Origin of the sequence: Sphingomonas sp. CARO-RG-8B-R24-01 (genome assembly GCF_022662295.1) — a bacterium.
GTDB lineage: Bacteria > Pseudomonadota > Alphaproteobacteria > Sphingomonadales > Sphingomonadaceae > Sphingomonas.
Genome location: NZ_JAKNQI010000011.1, coordinates 166040 through 181020 on the forward strand (window position 1 = coordinate 166040; position 14981 = coordinate 181020).

General features: G+C 67.4%; 13 protein-coding genes. 5 read left to right on the plus strand and 8 right to left on the minus strand.

Going from position 1 to position 14981, the window contains the following annotated elements:
- Nucleotides 1-19 precede the first annotated feature (19 nt).
- From L8G49_RS19180 to L8G49_RS19190, 3 genes are all read right to left on the minus strand, one after another.
- Nucleotides 20-496, minus strand: coding sequence for a hypothetical protein (locus L8G49_RS19180; protein WP_242140308.1), 477 nt, complete (start codon nucleotides 494-496; stop codon nucleotides 20-22).
- Nucleotides 497-507: 11 nt separating this feature from the next.
- A complete protein-coding gene (locus L8G49_RS19185; RefSeq protein WP_242187401.1) occupies nucleotides 508-1476 on the minus strand; it encodes a hypothetical protein in 969 nt (322 codons plus the stop codon).
- 191 nt (nucleotides 1477-1667) lie between these two features.
- Nucleotides 1668-2363, minus strand: coding sequence for a response regulator (locus L8G49_RS19190; protein WP_242187402.1), 696 nt, complete (start codon nucleotides 2361-2363; stop codon nucleotides 1668-1670).
- Between the two features lie 121 nt (nucleotides 2364-2484).
- Here L8G49_RS19190 and L8G49_RS19195 point away from each other — a divergent pair, with 121 nt between their 5' ends.
- From L8G49_RS19195 to L8G49_RS19205, 3 genes are read left to right on the plus strand one after another with little or no spacing between them, the layout of a single operon-like run.
- Nucleotides 2485-3120 (plus strand): response regulator transcription factor, encoded by a 636-nt coding sequence (locus L8G49_RS19195; RefSeq protein ID WP_242187403.1) that lies wholly within the window; start codon nucleotides 2485-2487, stop codon nucleotides 3118-3120.
- Nucleotides 3121-3152: 32 nt separating this feature from the next.
- Entirely contained in the window at nucleotides 3153-5624 is a 2472-nt protein-coding gene (locus L8G49_RS19200) for an ATP-binding protein (RefSeq protein ID WP_242187404.1), read from the plus strand.
- The gene (locus L8G49_RS19205; RefSeq protein ID WP_242187405.1) at nucleotides 5621-6034 is read left to right on the plus strand and encodes a response regulator; all 414 of its coding nucleotides are present in this window, start codon (nucleotides 5621-5623) and stop codon (nucleotides 6032-6034) included. Before L8G49_RS19200 ends, L8G49_RS19205 begins: the two co-directional genes overlap by 4 nt.
- On the opposite strand, the gene pncB is transcribed toward L8G49_RS19205, so the two are convergent.
- From pncB to L8G49_RS19230, 5 genes are all read right to left on the minus strand, one after another.
- Entirely contained in the window at nucleotides 6031-7335 is a 1305-nt protein-coding gene (gene pncB / locus L8G49_RS19210; RefSeq protein ID WP_242187406.1) for a nicotinate phosphoribosyltransferase, read from the minus strand. The genes L8G49_RS19205 and pncB overlap by 4 nt on opposite strands.
- A 630-nt stretch (nucleotides 7336-7965) precedes the next feature.
- Nucleotides 7966-8802 carry an aldo/keto reductase gene (locus L8G49_RS19215; protein ID WP_242187408.1) on the minus strand — a complete coding sequence of 279 codons (837 nt, stop codon included), beginning with the start codon at nucleotides 8800-8802 and terminating at the stop codon, nucleotides 7966-7968.
- A complete protein-coding gene (locus L8G49_RS19220) occupies nucleotides 8799-9779 on the minus strand; it encodes an aldo/keto reductase (protein ID WP_242187409.1) in 981 nt (326 codons plus the stop codon). The genes L8G49_RS19215 and L8G49_RS19220 overlap by 4 nt, the downstream gene beginning before the upstream one ends.
- 165 nt (nucleotides 9780-9944) lie before the next feature.
- Complete coding sequence (poxB, locus tag L8G49_RS19225) at nucleotides 9945-11693, minus strand: ubiquinone-dependent pyruvate dehydrogenase (RefSeq protein WP_242187410.1); 1749 nt, start codon at nucleotides 11691-11693, stop codon at nucleotides 9945-9947.
- Between the two features lie 31 nt (nucleotides 11694-11724).
- A complete protein-coding gene (locus L8G49_RS19230; RefSeq protein WP_242187411.1) occupies nucleotides 11725-12243 on the minus strand; it encodes a hemerythrin domain-containing protein in 519 nt (172 codons plus the stop codon).
- Nucleotides 12244-12432: 189 nt separating this feature from the next.
- Between L8G49_RS19230 and L8G49_RS19235 the strand changes: the two genes are divergently transcribed.
- Together L8G49_RS19235 and L8G49_RS19240 are read left to right on the plus strand one after the other, a co-directional pair.
- The gene (locus L8G49_RS19235) at nucleotides 12433-13896 is read left to right on the plus strand and encodes a phospholipase D-like domain-containing protein (RefSeq protein WP_242187412.1); all 1464 of its coding nucleotides are present in this window, start codon (nucleotides 12433-12435) and stop codon (nucleotides 13894-13896) included.
- Nucleotides 13897-13989: 93 nt separating this feature from the next.
- On the plus strand, nucleotides 13990-14793 hold the full coding sequence (locus tag L8G49_RS19240; protein WP_242187413.1) for a universal stress protein: 804 nt from the start codon (nucleotides 13990-13992) through the stop codon (nucleotides 14791-14793).
- Nucleotides 14794-14981: the final 188 nt, after the last annotated feature.

The following is a 14981-nucleotide window of genomic DNA, read 5'->3' on the forward strand; positions in this document are numbered from 1 at the left end:
GTACACGATGCTTGGTGGGTCACTTGAGGATGGCGTTGAAGGCGAGCTGCCCTTGCCCGCCCGGGCTGATCGGACGGGCGAGCCGCCACCGGACGTGGGTGACATCGTCGGGCGTCGCGGCGCGCAGCGTCCCGATCGGGTTCATCACGCTCAGCGCCGCGAGCGAGGCGCCGTAGGTCTTGCCGTCGATCGACAGTTCGGGCGCGGCGGAGGCGGCGGCAGGGCCGCGGTACGCCATCCCCTTGGGCACCGGATTATCCAGCACGATGTTGGCGATCGGCTGGGTGCCCGTGTTGCGATAGGCGAGCACGAAGGTGACGCGGTCGCCCGGCACGACCTTGCGCGGCGGACCGAGCACGACCCGCACGGTGCCGTCCGCGGCGCGGATCTTCTGTTCGACCAGGACCTTGGATTCGACTTGCAACGGTCCTGCCGCAAGGGCTGGCGTCGCCATCGCCGCGGCCAGCACGACCGCAGCGCAGACAGGTTTGAACATCGACTTGCTCCTCATTGGATCTTCACGCTGAACTGGATGGTGCGGGTGCCCGCGCCCGGCATGTCGCCGAGCGCGACGCGGATCGCGGCGGCGGTCGCGGTGCCGGCGTCGCCGTCGCTGGCGTCGGACAGCGTCGCCTCGTCGAGCCGCAGGCTGCCGGGGACATACAGGGTGCCCGCAGGGATGGGATCGTCGATCACCACGCCGCGCGTCGCGCCGACGAAGCCGGCGACCAGGCGATAGGTGACGATCGCACCGGGGATCGCACGCTGGCTGCCGTCGGGGGCGAACACGCTCTGCGTCTTGACGAGCGACGGCAGCCCGCCGGTCGGGACGAGCTGCGTCGTGGCGCTGGCGGTTGCTCCGGTCGCGCCGACGATCGCGTCGCTGCCGCCGTCGCCGGCCCCGGGGAATGCGGTGGCGGGGGCGCCGCTGCCGGTGCGGGCGGTGACGCCGGCACGGACTTCGAGCGCCGTGCCGACCTGGCTGCCGTCCACCAGGACGAAGACGCGAACCGTCTCGCCGGGGGCGAGCGACAGCGCTGCGCCCGGCGCGAGCGGCGTGTCGACCGCGGCGGAATAGGCACCGTCCCGGTCACGGTCGATCGCGAGCCGATCGACCGTGACCGGGGCTGTGCCGCTGGTGACCGCCAGCGCATAGTCTTCCTGGCCATTGCCGGTATTGGTCACGACGAAGCCGACCGCGACCGTTTCGGTGCCGCGCGTGGCGATCGTGGGGCGATCGGCGGCGATCGTGACGTTGAGCAGTTCCGCGGCCTTGAGCGTGACCGTATTCGACGGAATCGCCTGTGCGGCCCCGCTTCCGTCCCCGGCAACGGTCAGCGTGGCGGTGTTGGCGATTGTGGTTCCGGCCTGGGTCGACGCCAGCGCCGGCGCGGTCGCCACCAGCGAACAGGCCGCCAGAACGCACCGCGATGCGCCCCGCCCGATCCTCCCGTTGCTGTTACGCTCACCCTGCACGTCGAATGCCCGCCCGTTGCTGTGGGAGCACTCAAGCCGGCTGCGGTTAACGCGATCCTACTTCCGGATGTGGCGGATATCCAACTGCGACCAAAGTCTAACAGGCGGGATCGATTTGATATTTTTATCATCCAGCGCAGCGGCGCGCGGTGTAATAAAACTGCCGGCGCGCGCGGCGACAGGGTTAAGCGTCAGGGATGGCGCCGGACGTGCCCGGCCCGGTCGATCGCCTGCAGCGCCACCCGGGCATCCCGCCGCGCGGCATCGCGCACCGTTTCCCGACCTTCCGACAGGGCCAGCCAGCTGGCGCCGACCCGCTCGAAGCCGAGCGTGCCGGCAAGGCCGGCGATGCGATGCGCGACGTCCCGGTCGATCGCGATGTCCAGCCCGTGCACCGCCTCGGCGAGCTGCGACCGGAACCGCGCCACCAGCGCGGTCATGTCCGGGGCGCCGAAGATCGCGGTCAGTCGCTCGACCCCCGCGAGGGTGTCCACCGGGTTCCAAGGTGCGATCGTCGCCAGGACCAGCGCACCATCGTCCGCCAACGGCAGATCGCCGTCGAACCCGGCGGCGTACAGCGCCTGTGCCCCGTGGCGCTGCGCGGCGCAGGCGAGCACCGGGACCCGCCCGGCGGGGGGCGGTAGCGCGCGCAGCTGTCGTATCACGTCCCCGCCGCCGCGCACGGACGTGTCCGCGGCCAGGATGATCAGGTCGGGCAGATCGTCCCGCGCGTGGATCAGGGCATCCGCGACCCCGGTGGACCAGCATATCCGATACTCTTCCGCCGCGAGCTGACGGCCGATCGCCGTGCAGTTCGCAGAACCGTCCGAGACGACCAGAATAGTAAAGCCCGGAGCCTGAATTTTGTCACCTTTCGACATGAACATGTTGATCGCGATGTGAAATCTTCATACGCTGAAAAGAGCGTAAGTTAAAGGCACACAGGCGCGAGACCTGGCCGCGGGAGCAACAGTTCACATGGTGTCGGGACAAATGGTATCGGGCCACGTGTTGATCACGGACGACCATCCGCTGACACGCGAAGGACTGGGTCTGGCAATAAAGAGCGCGATCCCCGGGGTTGCGATCGATGTTGCTGGATCGATCGGCGAGGCCGAGCAGGCCATTTCACTGCGGAAAAAAGGCTATCGGCTGGTTCTGCTCGACTTTGTTTTGCCGGATTCCCGCGGATTTTCGGGATTGTTGCGGTTGCAGCACCTGTTGGGGGCGACCCCGATCGCCTTTGTCTCGTCCAATCGCGATCCCGCGGTGATCGAGGCGGCGCAGATGCTCGGCGCCGTCGCCTTTCTGTCGAAGAGCCTGCCGCTGGATGATCTCGCGGCGGCGTTGCGAGAGGTCGTTGCCGGTCGATCGGTCTTTCCGCCGCCCGACGGTGCGGTGCGGTCGGCGCAATCGGCACGCGTGCTGATCGGGACGTTGTCGGGCGCGCAGCTCAAGGTCATGCTCGCCTTGGCCGACGGGCGGCTGAACAAGCAGATCGCGGGCGATCTCGGGATCACCGAGGCGACCGTCAAGGCGCATATGTCCGCGATCTTCCGCAAACTCGGCGTGACCAACCGGGCGCAGGCGTTGCTCGCGATGCAACCGTTGCTGGGTCAGACCGACCCGATCGCGCAGTCGTGAGCCCGTCCCGTACGGCGCGACCGGATCCCGCGATGCCGGTGCGTCCGGACCCGCTGCGCTACCTCGGGCTGGCGTTGCCCGGTCCGCTTCTGCTGGCGATCATGGCGGCGGGGTTGCAGCATCAATATGCGCTGAGCGAGACCTTGCGGCACGAAGCGCGCGCGTCGTTCGAACGCCGCGCGATCGCCACCACGTTGATTCCGCGGATGGCGGATGCCGAATCGGGGCAGCGCGGCTTCATCATCACGGGTGACGGCCGTTTCCTCCAGGGGTACGCCCCCGCCCGTGCCGCCGTGTTCGCGGGCTTCGCGGCGCTGGAACGCGATCTCGCGGCGGACCCGCGCCAGTTCGCGCGGCTGCGCACGATGCGCGTCCTGGCGGTCCGCAAGTTTGCCGAGATGGACGCCGTGATCGCGGCACGCCGCCGGAACGGGCTGCGCGGGGCGGCGCCGCTGGTCGAACGCGGCGACGGGGCCGCGGTGATGCAGCGTATGCGCGCGCTCTCGGCGGAGATCGTGCAGGCGGCGGGCGTCGCCCGCGACAACAGCGTCGCCGCGTTCCAGCGCCGTACGAATGCGAACCTGCGCAGCATCTGGGTCGGCATCGCGACGATGGGGCTGATCGTCCTGGCGATCGCGGCCGCCTTCTGGCGCCAGAGCGTGGCGCGCTACAACGCGCGATGCGAGGCGTTCGAGAATGCCGAGCGCAATCGCACGATCCTGGACAGCACGATCGATGCGATCGCGATCATCGATCCCGTCGGCACGATCGAGACGATCAATCGCGCCGCGTCCGAACTGCTCGGCTATCCGCCGCACGAACTGGTCGGCCGGAACGTCACGACGGTGCTGCGGATCGACGATACCAGCCTCCCGCTGCACGAGCGCGTCCGCATGGTCGGGGGGCGGCTGGAACAGCCTTACCGGCCCGACCGGACGCTGCTCCACCGCGACGGGCATGAAGTGTCGGTCGATGTCGCGCTCGGCGTGATCCATCTTCCCGACGGACCCCATATCGTCGTGTCGGCGCGCGACGTTTCCGAACGCAGACGTGTCGAGCGGCTGAAGGATGCGCTGATGTCGACCGTCAGCCACGAACTGCGCACGCCGCTCACCTCGGTCGTCGGGGCGCTGGGGTTGTTGCGGGCGGGGTCGGCGGGGCCGTTGCCGGACCAGGCCACCCGGCTGATCGAGATCGCCGAGAACAATTCGCGCCGCCTGATCAGGCTCATCAACGACATGCTCGATATCGACCGGATCCAGTCGGGCATGCTCCATCTCGCGCGGATGCCGATCGACCTGGCCGACGTGGTGGATCGCGCGGCGGTCGGCAGCCAGGGGCTGGGGGTGGCGGAGTCGGTGCACATCGCCTCTACCTTGCCGAACGGGGAGGTTCCCGTGCTCGGCGATCCGGACCGGTTGCTCCAGGTGATCACCAATCTCGTGTCCAATGCGGTGCGCGCGTCGCCGACCGGCGGGGTCGTGCGGATCGGGCTGACCCGCTCCGAGGCGGGGGGCAAGGCGATCGTGACGGTCGACGACGAAGGCCCGGGTGTCCCGACCGCATTCCGCACGCGCATCTTCGGGCGTTTCGAGCGGGCCGACGGGGAGCAGGGCGTCGGCACGGGTCTCGGCCTGGCGATCTCGCGCGAGATCATCGCGCGGCACGACGGCCGGATCTGGTTCGAGGATCGGCCGGGCGGTGGATCGCGCTTCGCCTTCGCGCTGGATCTTCAGCGAAAGGCCGTACCTTTGGTGGAGCCGTCCCCCGCGCCGTGCGTTCTGATCTGCGAGGATGATGTCGACATGGCATGCGCGCTCGAAACGATGGTCGCAGACCTTGGCTACCGGGCCGAACCGGTCGGGACGGTCGAAGCCGCCCGGGCGGCGCTGGCCCGGCGCAGCTTTGCCGCGCTGCTGCTCGATGTCGAGCGCGCGGACGAGAGCGGATGGGCGCTGGTCGAGGGATTGCGCGCGGCGGACGGCGCGGCCGTCCCGCCGATCATCGTGGTTGCCGCGCGTGATCCGGAGGCGCTTGCCGATCCGATTGCGGACGAACTGATCGACTGGCTGGTCAAGCCAGTCGATCCGCAGCGGCTTGGACGGGCGATCGAGACCGCGACCCGCCGGTCGGGCGGCACCCGCGCCACGATCCTGCACGTCGACGATGACCCGGACGTGCTGTCCGTCGCCGAAACCGCGCTGCACCGCGACGCCCGCATCCTGAAGGCAACCGATCTCGCCACCGCGCGCGCATTGCTGGAAACCGAGCGGCCGGACATCGCGATCCTCGACCTGCATCTGCCCGAGGGCTCCGGGTTGCAATTGCTGCCGATGCTGATCGACGCCGACGGGCTTGCCATCCCGACGATCATCTTCTCGGCGCACGAGATCGCGCCCGATGCGGCGGGGATGGTCGATGCCGTGCTGGTCAAGTCACGGGAATCGCTGCCGGACCTTACGGCAACGGTCCGCAGGATCCTGGCGGCGAGAGGACGGCCATGACCGATCCGGTGCGGATCCTGTACGTCGACGACGATGCCGACATCCGCACGATCGTCGAAATGGCGCTGTCGCTGGACCCGGCGCTGCAAGTGCGCTCGGCCGGTTCGGGCGCGGCGGCGCTGCGACTGCTGGCGGACGACCCGTGGCGGCCGGATGCGATCATCCTGGACGTCATGATGCCCGGGATGGACGGCATCGCGCTGCTGGGCGCCTTGCGCACGCAACCCGATCTGGCGGCGATCCCGGCTGTGTTCCTGACCGCGCGCGGGCATGATTCCGCTGCGATCCACGCGGGCGTACACGGCGTGGCGGGGGTGATCCTCAAGCCGTTCGACCCGATCGATCTGGTCGGCACCGTCCGCAAGCTGATCGCGCGCGCGCGGGGTGACGGGGCGGGCGCTGGTGCCTAGACGCTGACGGTCGTCGGAACATGGCCCGCGGTGCCGAACACGCGCAGATAGCGCGCGATCTCGGCGGGGTCGCCGGTCGCCTTGGCGGGATTGTCCGACAGCTTGACCGCCGGACGCCCGTTCGCCTGCGTCACCTTGCAGACCAGCGAGATCGGCTCGAGCGCAGCCCCGCCGCGCGGGTCGCAGCCGCGGAAGTCGTTGGTCAGGTTGGTCCCCCAGCCAAAGCTCATCCGCACCCGCCCGTGGAAATGGCGATAGACCTGCTCGATCGAATCGACGTCCATCCCGTCCGAGAAGATCAGCAGTTTCTCGCGCGGGTCGACGCCGTGGCTCTGCCACCAGGCGATGATCTGCTCGCCCGCCGGGATCGGCGGCGCGCTGTCGGGGCGGAACCCGCTCCAGTCGGACAGCCAGTGCGGCGCGTTGGCAAGGAACGCGGTGGTGCCGAACGCATCGGGCAAAGCGATCAGCAAATTGCCCGCATAATGCCGCCGCCAGTCCTCGAGCACCTGATAGGGCGCGGCAGCAAGCTCGGCATCGTCGCGCGCGAGCGCTGCCGCGACCATCGGCAGTTCGTGCGCATTGGTGCCGATCGCCTCGAGGTCGGTATCCATCGCGAGCAGCACGTTGGACGTCCCGATGAAGCGCTCGCCAAGTCCTTCCTTGAGCGCCTCGACGCACCAGCGCTGCCACAGGAACCCGTGCCGCCGCCGCGTCCCGAAGTCCGACAGGACGAGGCCGGGGAGGTGCTTCAGCCGCTCGACCTTGTCCCACAGCCGCGCCTTCGCGCGCGAATAGGTGATGTCGAGCTCGAACCGCCCGTGCCCACGCAAAGCGGCGCGCGAGCGCAGTTCGTTGAGGATCGCGAGCGCGGGGACTTCCCACATGGTGGTGTGCGTCCACGGGCCATCGAAATGCAGCTCATATTGCCCGTCGACCACGCGCAAATCGTAGGGCGGCAGCTGAAAATCGGCGAGCCAGCCGAGGAAGTCCGACGCGAACATCCGCTCCTTGCCGTAGAAGCTGTTGCCCGCGAGCCAGATCAGCTCCTTTTTCCCGAACCGCACCGTGCGTGCATGATCGAGCTGTGCGCGGAGCTCTGTTTCGTCAATCACCTCGGCGAGGCGGACCGACTTGGTGCGGTTGATGACCGAGAAGGTGGCTTCGACGTCCGGGTGGAGATGCCGGATCATCTGCAGCATCAGCAGCTTGTAGAAATCCGTATCGAGCAGGCTGCGCACGATCGGGTCGAGCCGCCAGCCATGGTTATAGGTGCGCGTCGCGATATCGGTGAGGATCATGCGGGCGCTTGTTCCGGGATTGTGGGGGAATGTCCATCGTCGGCTGGAGGATGCCCGTCACCCCGGCGTAGGCCGGGGCCGCCATGTTGGTCGGGCACGCGAGGGTAACGCAACGGCCCCGGCCTCCGCCGGGGTGACGGGCGGAGTGGGGGGCGACGTTCCGTCACGCCCGTCATTCCTCGAGAGCGAGAGTCCCGTATCGCCGTCGCCCGCCTCCTGCACGGTCGCCAGTAACACCGGATTCGAAGGACGAACCTTAGAGCACGAAAGCCCCTCCCCTTCAGGGGAGGGGTTGGGGTGGGGCAGTGCAGCACCCCTGCCGTCGGAAGGAGGCACGGCCCCACCCCCAGCCCCTCCCCTGAAGGGAAGGGGAGGCGCCCGGTTTCGCCGGGGAAGCGCGCGTAGGGCGGTGCAACAAACCGTGGCGGCAAGGAAGATCCGCCCCCCCGATCACTTCCCCGGCGAAGGCCGGGGCCCAGGAGCGAAGGTCGGCGTCATCGAAGCGCAGCGCCCGCCACTCCCCGCCCTCGACTGGGCCCCGGCCTTCGCCGGGGAAGCGAGTGGGGGGAGGAGGGTGTTGGAAAGCGCATGTAGGGAGGAAACCCGTACGGACGCCGCAGCACCCCGCCATCACAGCATCTCGAGCGCCCTGCGTTTCTTAGGCCGCGGAAACGCCGCCTCCAGCCGCTCGAGCAACACCCCATCCAGCAGCAGATCGAGCGCCGCATGATTGTCCCGCACATGCGCGACCGATCCCGCCTTCGGAATCGCGATCACCGACGGATCGCGCAGCACCCACGCCAGCGCCACCTGCGCGGGCGTCGCATCGAACTCCGCGGCAATCGACCGCAAGGTGGCATTCCCGAGCAGCCGCCCCTGTTCGACCGGGCTGTACGCCATCACCGGGATCCCATGCGCCCCAAGCCACGGCAGCAGATCCAGCTCCGGCCCGCGCCGCGTCAGATTGTAGAGGATCTGGTCGGTCGCACACGCCGCACCCCCCGCGGCGACCAGCTCCGCCATGTCGTCGGCATCGAGGTTGCTTACCCCCCAGCGCGCGATCAGCCCGTCCGCGACCAGCCGCTCCATCGCCTCGACCGTCTCCGCCAGCGGCACCGGACCCCGCCAGTGGAGCAGATACAGGTCGAGCCGGTCCACCCCGAGCCGCGCAAGGCTCGCCTCGCACGCGCCGCGCAACCGTGCGCGCGACGCATTTTGCGGCAATGCCTTGCTGACGAGGAAGACCTGCTCGCGCACCTTCGCGATCGCTTCGCCGACGAGTTCCTCCGACCGGCCATCGCCATACATTTCGGCGGTGTCGATCAGCGTCATCCCGCGCTCGATCCCCTCGCGCAGCGCGGCGATCTCGGCTGCGCGCGTGCTTGCGGAATCGCCCATGTTCCACGTGCCCTGCCCGAGCGCGGGGACCAGCGTGCCATCGGGCAGCGCGACCGTCTTCGCGCTCATGCGAAGCCGACCACCGCATGCGGCACATAGGGTTCCTCGAGCCGCGCGATCTCGTCCTCGGTCAACCCGATCTCAAGCGCCGCGATCGCATCGTCGAGATGGCCGGGCTTGGACGCGCCGATGATTGGCGCGGTGACTTCGGGCTTGGCGAGCACCCACGCCAGCGCAATCTGCGCGCGCGGGACGCCGCGTTCGGACGCGATCTCGGCGACCCGCTCGACCACGCGACGGTCCGCGTCGGCGGTGTGGCTGTAGAGCGTCGCGCCGAACTGGTCGGTCTCGGACCGGTTGGTCGCTTCGTCCCAGTCGCGCGTCAGCCGTCCGCGCGCGAGCGGGCTCCACGGGATCACGCCGATCCCTTCCGCCTCGCACAGCGGCAGCATCTCGCGTTCTTCCTCGCGGTACAGCAGGTTGAGATAATTCTGCATCGTCGAGAAGCGCGTCCAGCCGTTCGCGTCCGACACGTGGAGCATCGTCGCGAACTGCCAAGCATACATCGACGACGCACCGATGTAGCGCGCCTTGCCCGCCTTAACGACGTCATGCAGCGCCTCGAGCGTTTCCTCGATCGGCACCTCGGGATCGAAGCGATGGATCTGGTACAAATCGACATAATCGGTGCCGAGCCGCGTCAGACTGGCGTCGATCTCGGTCATGATCGCCTTGCGGCTGAGCCCCGCGCCATTGGGTCCGGGGCGCATCCGGCCATGCACCTTGGTGGCGATCACGACTTCTTCGCGCCGCGTGAAATCCTTGAGCGCGCGTCCCACGATCTCCTCCGACGTGCCGTCCGAATAGACGTTGGCGGTGTCGAAGAAATTGATCCCCGCCTCGACCGCCTTCTGGAGGATCGGGCGGCTGGTTTCCTCGTCGAGCGTCCAGGCGTGGTTGCCGCGGTCGGGAATGCCGTAGGTCATGCACCCGAGGCACAGCCGCGAGACGTCGAGGCCGGTCATGCCGAGCTTCAGATAATCCATCGCTTTTTCCTTCAGATTGAGACGGTCGTAAGGGGTATTCGGGACGCGGGACGGGGCAGCCCGTCCGAGAAACGTTCTCCCGCGAAAGCGGGAGCCCAGGAGTCGCACGCACTAACCAGCGTTGCCCTGCGCAACCCTGGATTCCCGCTTTCGCGGGAAAACGGTTCAGAACAGGGTCTTCAACAGCCCCACGTTGGTCTTCCCCAGTTCGATCACCGAGTCGCCACGCCCGCTGAGGATCGCCTTCGCCATATACAGCGTGAACCCCTTCATTTGCTCGAGCGTGATCTTCGGTGGCATCGACAGCTCGTCGCGCGCAGTGACCGCGTCGAGCAAGGCAGGCCCTGGATGATCAAGCACCTCGCGCACACCGCGCGCGAGATCGCCCGGGTCGGTAACGCGCACCGCGTGCATCCCCATCGCGCGCGCCATCGCCGCGAAATCGGGGTTGTCGAGCGTGACGCCGGTTTCGACCAGCCCAGCCGCCTTCATCTCCATCTCGACGAACCCGAGCGTCCCGTTGTTGAAGACGACGATCTTGACCGGCAGCCCGAGCTGGCGAACCGTCAGCAACTCGCCCATCAGCATCGCGAGTCCGCCGTCCCCCGACAGCGACACCACCTGCCGCCCCGGCGAGGCCGCCTGGGCGCCGATCGCCTGCGGCAACGCATTCGCCATCGACCCGTGGTTCCACGACCCGATCAGCCGACGCCGCCCGTTCATTTTCAGGTAGCGCGCGGCCCATACCGTTGGCGTACCGACATCGGCGGTAAACACCGCATCCTCGCTCGCCATCTCGCTCACCAGCCGCGCGACATGCTGCGGATGGAGCACCCCGCTGCCGGGCTTGCCATCCGCCAGCTCGTCGAGATCCTCCCGCGCTTTAGCGTAGTTTTCCAGTGACTTATCGAGAAAGTCCCGATCCCGCCCATCACGCAATTGCGGCAACACCGCCTCGATCGTCGCGGCAACATCGCCGACCAGCCCCAGGTCGATAGCGGTCCGCCGCCCGAGGTTCTCGGGCCGGAGGTCGATCTGTGCAACCTTCGCCTCGTTCGGCAGGAACTGGCGATAGGGGAAATCGGTGCCGAGCATCAGCAGCGTGTCGCACGCCATCATCGCATCATAGCCCGAGGCAAAGCCGATCAGTCCGGTCATCCCGACGTCATAGGGGTTGTCATATTCGACCCATTCCTTGCCCCCGAGCGCATGGACCACCGGCGCCTGCAATGCAGCCGCCAGCCGGATCAGCTGCGGATGCGCGTCGCGGCAGCCGCGCCCGGCCAGGATCGTGACCTTGCCCGCATCATTGAGCAGCGCCGCCAGCTTGGCGATCTCGCCCGCGGCCGGGGTAATGACGGGGGTGGCAGGCAGCAACGCATCCGCCGATCGCGCAAGCGTTCCCGTCGTCGTCCGCAAGGCAACGTCGCCCGGAATCGCGACGACCGAAACCCCGCGATGCCCCACCGCCGCACGGATCGCGGTGTCGAGCGTCCGCGGCATCTGGTCCGCATCGCTGATCGTCTCGCAATAGACGCTGCACTCGCGGAACAGCGCCTCGGGCCGCGTCTCCTGGAAGTAGTTCGATCCGATCTCCCCACTCGGCACCTGCGCCGCGATCGCGAGCACCGGCACGCGCGTCCGGTTGCAGTCATACAGCCCGTTGATCAAATGCATGTTCCCCGGCCCGCACGATCCCGCGCACGCCGCGAGCTTGCCCGTCAGCTGCGCCTCCGCCCCCGCCGCAAACGCTGCCGCTTCCTCGTTGCGGACGTGGATCCACTCGATCTTGCCCTGCGCGCGGATCGCCTCGGTCAGTCCGTTGAGGCTGTCGCCGACCACGCCGTAGATCCGTTCGACCCCCGCAAGATGGAGCGTCTGGGCGAACAAATCTGCGATCGTGGTCTTCGACATCGGGTTTCTCCTGGGGAGGGAGGGCAGGGGGTTACTTCTTGGCGTGGTCCGCGAGCCACTGGTCCGGGTCCTTGTCGACCGGCTTGACCCCGGTGATGTGCGCCGCGCTGAACGCCGCGAACTTGACTGCGAGATCGTGCCGTTCCTCGAGCGTCGCATGTTCGCGGAAGTCGGTCAGGCCCTGGCGTTCCTCCTCGGCGAGGTGGTCGCCATTTTCCTCGTTCGCCTTGCCGATCGCCTCGAACCAGGCGTCCGACCCGACCTCTTCCTTGTTGACCGCAGCGGCGGCGTCGCGGATCTCGTTATGATCCTCGATCGCGTCCTCGGTCTCCTCTTCGGCGCTGTCCGCGTCGTTGCCGCCGGTGCCGATCTGCATCAGCCGCGGATAGAAGAACCGCTCTTCCGCCTCGGCATGGGTATCGAGCAGCGCGTTGAGCCGCCCCCAGATCGCGCCGAGCGACTCGGTGTCCGTGCGGTCGATCTGTTCGATCTGCGCGAACAGCTTGCGCATCTGGGCGTGGTCATCGAGAATCAGGTCGGTGATGTCCATGGGAAATCCTTGGGGAAGGGTAACGGGTCGAGCGCACAAACCCGCGACGGCCCGATCCGGTCCCTGCATGAAACGGTTATTGTGGCGTGCGTGGCGGGGACTGAGGGAAAGCCTTGACTTGCGAACGCGCCTTTCGCGTAAGGGCGTGATGCACCTGCAGCCTCGTCTCGCTCCGGCCGCGCGCCGCTCATGACCGACGGCGGGCACGATTCACTGCGTCCGGGGGACACGTGCTGGCGCGTCGAGTCGGCGACGGCGGCATCGGTAATCGTCGATGCCGCCGATTATTTCCGCCATGCCCGTTCGGCGATGCTCAAGGCGCGCAAGCGGATCATGCTGATTGGCTGGGACTTCGACGCTCGGATAGACCTCGGCACCAGCGAGGAGGCGCGCGACGCCCCTTCGCGCGTCGGTGACTTCATTCTCTGGCTGGTCGAGAACAACCCCGATCTGGAGGTGTTCCTGTTGCGCTGGGATCTCGGCGCGCTCAAGACGCTATTCCGCGGGTCGACTCTCTTCACCGTGCTCAAATGGATGCGGCACCCGCGGATCCATACCAAGCTCGATGCCAGGCATCCCCCCGCCGCGTCGCATCATCAGAAGATCGTCGTGATCGACGACTGTTTTGCCTTTTGCGGCGGCATCGACATGACCGGCGATCGCTGGGACACGCGCGCACACCATGACGACGAACCCGGCCGCCGCCAACCGAACGGCAAACCGTACAAGCCCTGGCACGATGCAACGACCGCGCTGACTGGCCCGGTCGCCGCGGCGCTCGGCGACCACGCGCGGATGCGATGGGAGCGTGCCGGCGGTCATCCGCTCCAGCCGGTCGGCGGGGTGAGCGATTGCTGGCCAGAGGCCCTGGAGCGCCACTTCGATGCCGTCACGGTCGCGATCGCGCGGAGCGCGCCGGAAATGCCGGACTGTGCACCGGTGATCGAGATCGAACGCCTGTATCTTGACCAGATCGCACGCGCGGAACGGTTCATCTACGCCGAGAGCCAGTATTTCGCCTCGCGCAAGATCGCCGAGGCGATCGCCCGTCGGCTCGACGAGGCCGATGGGCCCGAAATCGTGCTGATCAACCCGGTTGCCGCGCAAGGCTGGCTGGAGCCGCTCGCGATGGATACCGCGCGGGCGCGACTGTACGAGACGCTGCACCGGCGCGACCCGCATCATCGGTTTCGCATCTACCATCCGCATACCGCGGGCGGCGCGCCGATCTACGTCCATGCCAAGATCATGATCGTCGACGATCGCACGCTGCGCGTAGGATCATCGAACATGAACAATCGCTCGATGCGGCTTGATACCGAATGCGACGTGACCATCTCGACCGCGAGTGCGGGCAACGGGGACTATGGCCCGGTGATCACCGGCATCCGTGACGGATTGATCGCCGAGCATCTCGGGCTGGAGGTCGCGGCGGTGACCGCGCATCTTTCCGAAACGGGGTCGTTGATTGGAACGATCGAGGCATTGCGGGGAACGGGGAAGACATTGGTGCCCTATGAGACGCCCGACCTGAACGAGGTCGAGGCATGGCTTGCCGATAATGAGGTACTCGATTCCGAGGGCCCCGGTGCAACCCTGGAAGGCATTGCCAAGGGCGGCCTGTTCCGCCGGCTACGGCGGCACAAGCGCTGACCGGCGCGGGGGACGCTTGCTCCGTACTATTCCCGATTCTCCGTCCTGACCCTTCGTCATAGCATGCGTCACGAGCAACGCTGGAGACGATCGATGAAGAATGTCCTGGTTCTGGTGCATGACGACGAGGGGCAGGAAGCCCGGCTTCAGGCTGCGTTCGATCTTGTCCGTGGTGTGCGGGGGCATTTGACCTGCGTGGACGTCGTCGCGGTCCCCGTCTTCATCGGCGACTATCTGGGGGCAGGGGGCGACGCCCTGTTGCTCACGGACGAAAAAGCCCGCGAGTCGCGCAACGCCGCTGCGGTCAAGACGCGCCTGGCGCACGAGGACGTTCCGTACGACTGGGTGGATGCGACCGGCGATCCTGCGGCGTGCGTCCGCGATGCGGCGAAGCTCGCCGATCTGATCGTCGTGAACCGTAAGCTGGACGGGGAATGGTATCCCGACATGACGGAGATCGCAGGCGAGCTTGTCCTCAAGAGCCGGAAACCGGTCTTGGCCGTTCCCGAGGGGGCAAGACGGCTCGACCTGACGGGCAATGTCGTCATCGCATGGGACGGTTCCGACAGCGCTGAGGCTGCGATGCGCGCCGCGCTTCCATTGCTCGCGCTGGCGCAGTCGGTGACGCTGCTGCAGATCAACGACGGTTCGATTGCGCTTCAGGCATCGGAGGCGGCGCAATATCTGGCGCGTCATGATATTCGAGCCGACGTCCAGATCGAGGAAGGACGCGGCGCAAAGGTTCACGAGATCCTGGCGACGGTCCTGCGCAGCCGCAATGCCGCGTATGTGGTCATGGGCGGGTTTGACCATGCACGCTGGGTCGAATCACTCTTTGGCGGGGTCACGCGCGCGATGCTGGAGCAGAGCCCGGTGCCAGTCTTGCTGGCGCACTGAGGTGGCAGGGGGCGTTGCAACGGCGCACCAAGTCCCACCCGGTGGCCGGGCGCTGGATCAAAAAGACAGTTGTGCCGCGCGATTGAAAGAAAAGTGCAAAAAAGCGTTTGACCGAATCAACGGCCCTGCCTAGAGGGGTGTCACCGCAGCGACGAACCACACGGTTCGCTTCTGCAGTCACCAGATCC

What these genes read in the sequence shown, in the direction of transcription:
- L8G49_RS19180 (WP_242140308.1), bottom strand. Translation starts at nt 496, where the DNA reads ATGTTCAAACCTGTCTGCGCTGCGGTCGTGCTGGCCGCGGCGATGGCG.
- L8G49_RS19190 (WP_242187402.1), bottom strand. Translation starts at nt 2,363, where the DNA reads ATGTTCATGTCGAAAGGTGACAAAATTCAGGCTCCGGGCTTTACTATT.
- L8G49_RS19200 (WP_242187404.1), top strand. Translation starts at nt 3,153, where the DNA reads ATGCCGGTGCGTCCGGACCCGCTGCGCTACCTCGGGCTGGCGTTGCCC.
- L8G49_RS19205 (WP_242187405.1), top strand. Translation starts at nt 5,621, where the DNA reads ATGACCGATCCGGTGCGGATCCTGTACGTCGACGACGATGCCGACATC.
- pncB (WP_242187406.1), bottom strand. Translation starts at nt 7,335, where the DNA reads ATGATCCTCACCGATATCGCGACGCGCACCTATAACCATGGCTGGCGG.
- L8G49_RS19215 (WP_242187408.1), bottom strand. Translation starts at nt 8,802, where the DNA reads ATGAGCGCGAAGACGGTCGCGCTGCCCGATGGCACGCTGGTCCCCGCG.
- L8G49_RS19220 (WP_242187409.1), bottom strand. Translation starts at nt 9,779, where the DNA reads ATGGATTATCTGAAGCTCGGCATGACCGGCCTCGACGTCTCGCGGCTG.
- poxB (WP_242187410.1), bottom strand. Translation starts at nt 11,693, where the DNA reads ATGTCGAAGACCACGATCGCAGATTTGTTCGCCCAGACGCTCCATCTT.
- L8G49_RS19230 (WP_242187411.1), bottom strand. Translation starts at nt 12,243, where the DNA reads ATGGACATCACCGACCTGATTCTCGATGACCACGCCCAGATGCGCAAG.
- L8G49_RS19235 (WP_242187412.1), top strand. Translation starts at nt 12,433, where the DNA reads ATGACCGACGGCGGGCACGATTCACTGCGTCCGGGGGACACGTGCTGG.
- L8G49_RS19240 (WP_242187413.1), top strand. Translation starts at nt 13,990, where the DNA reads ATGAAGAATGTCCTGGTTCTGGTGCATGACGACGAGGGGCAGGAAGCC.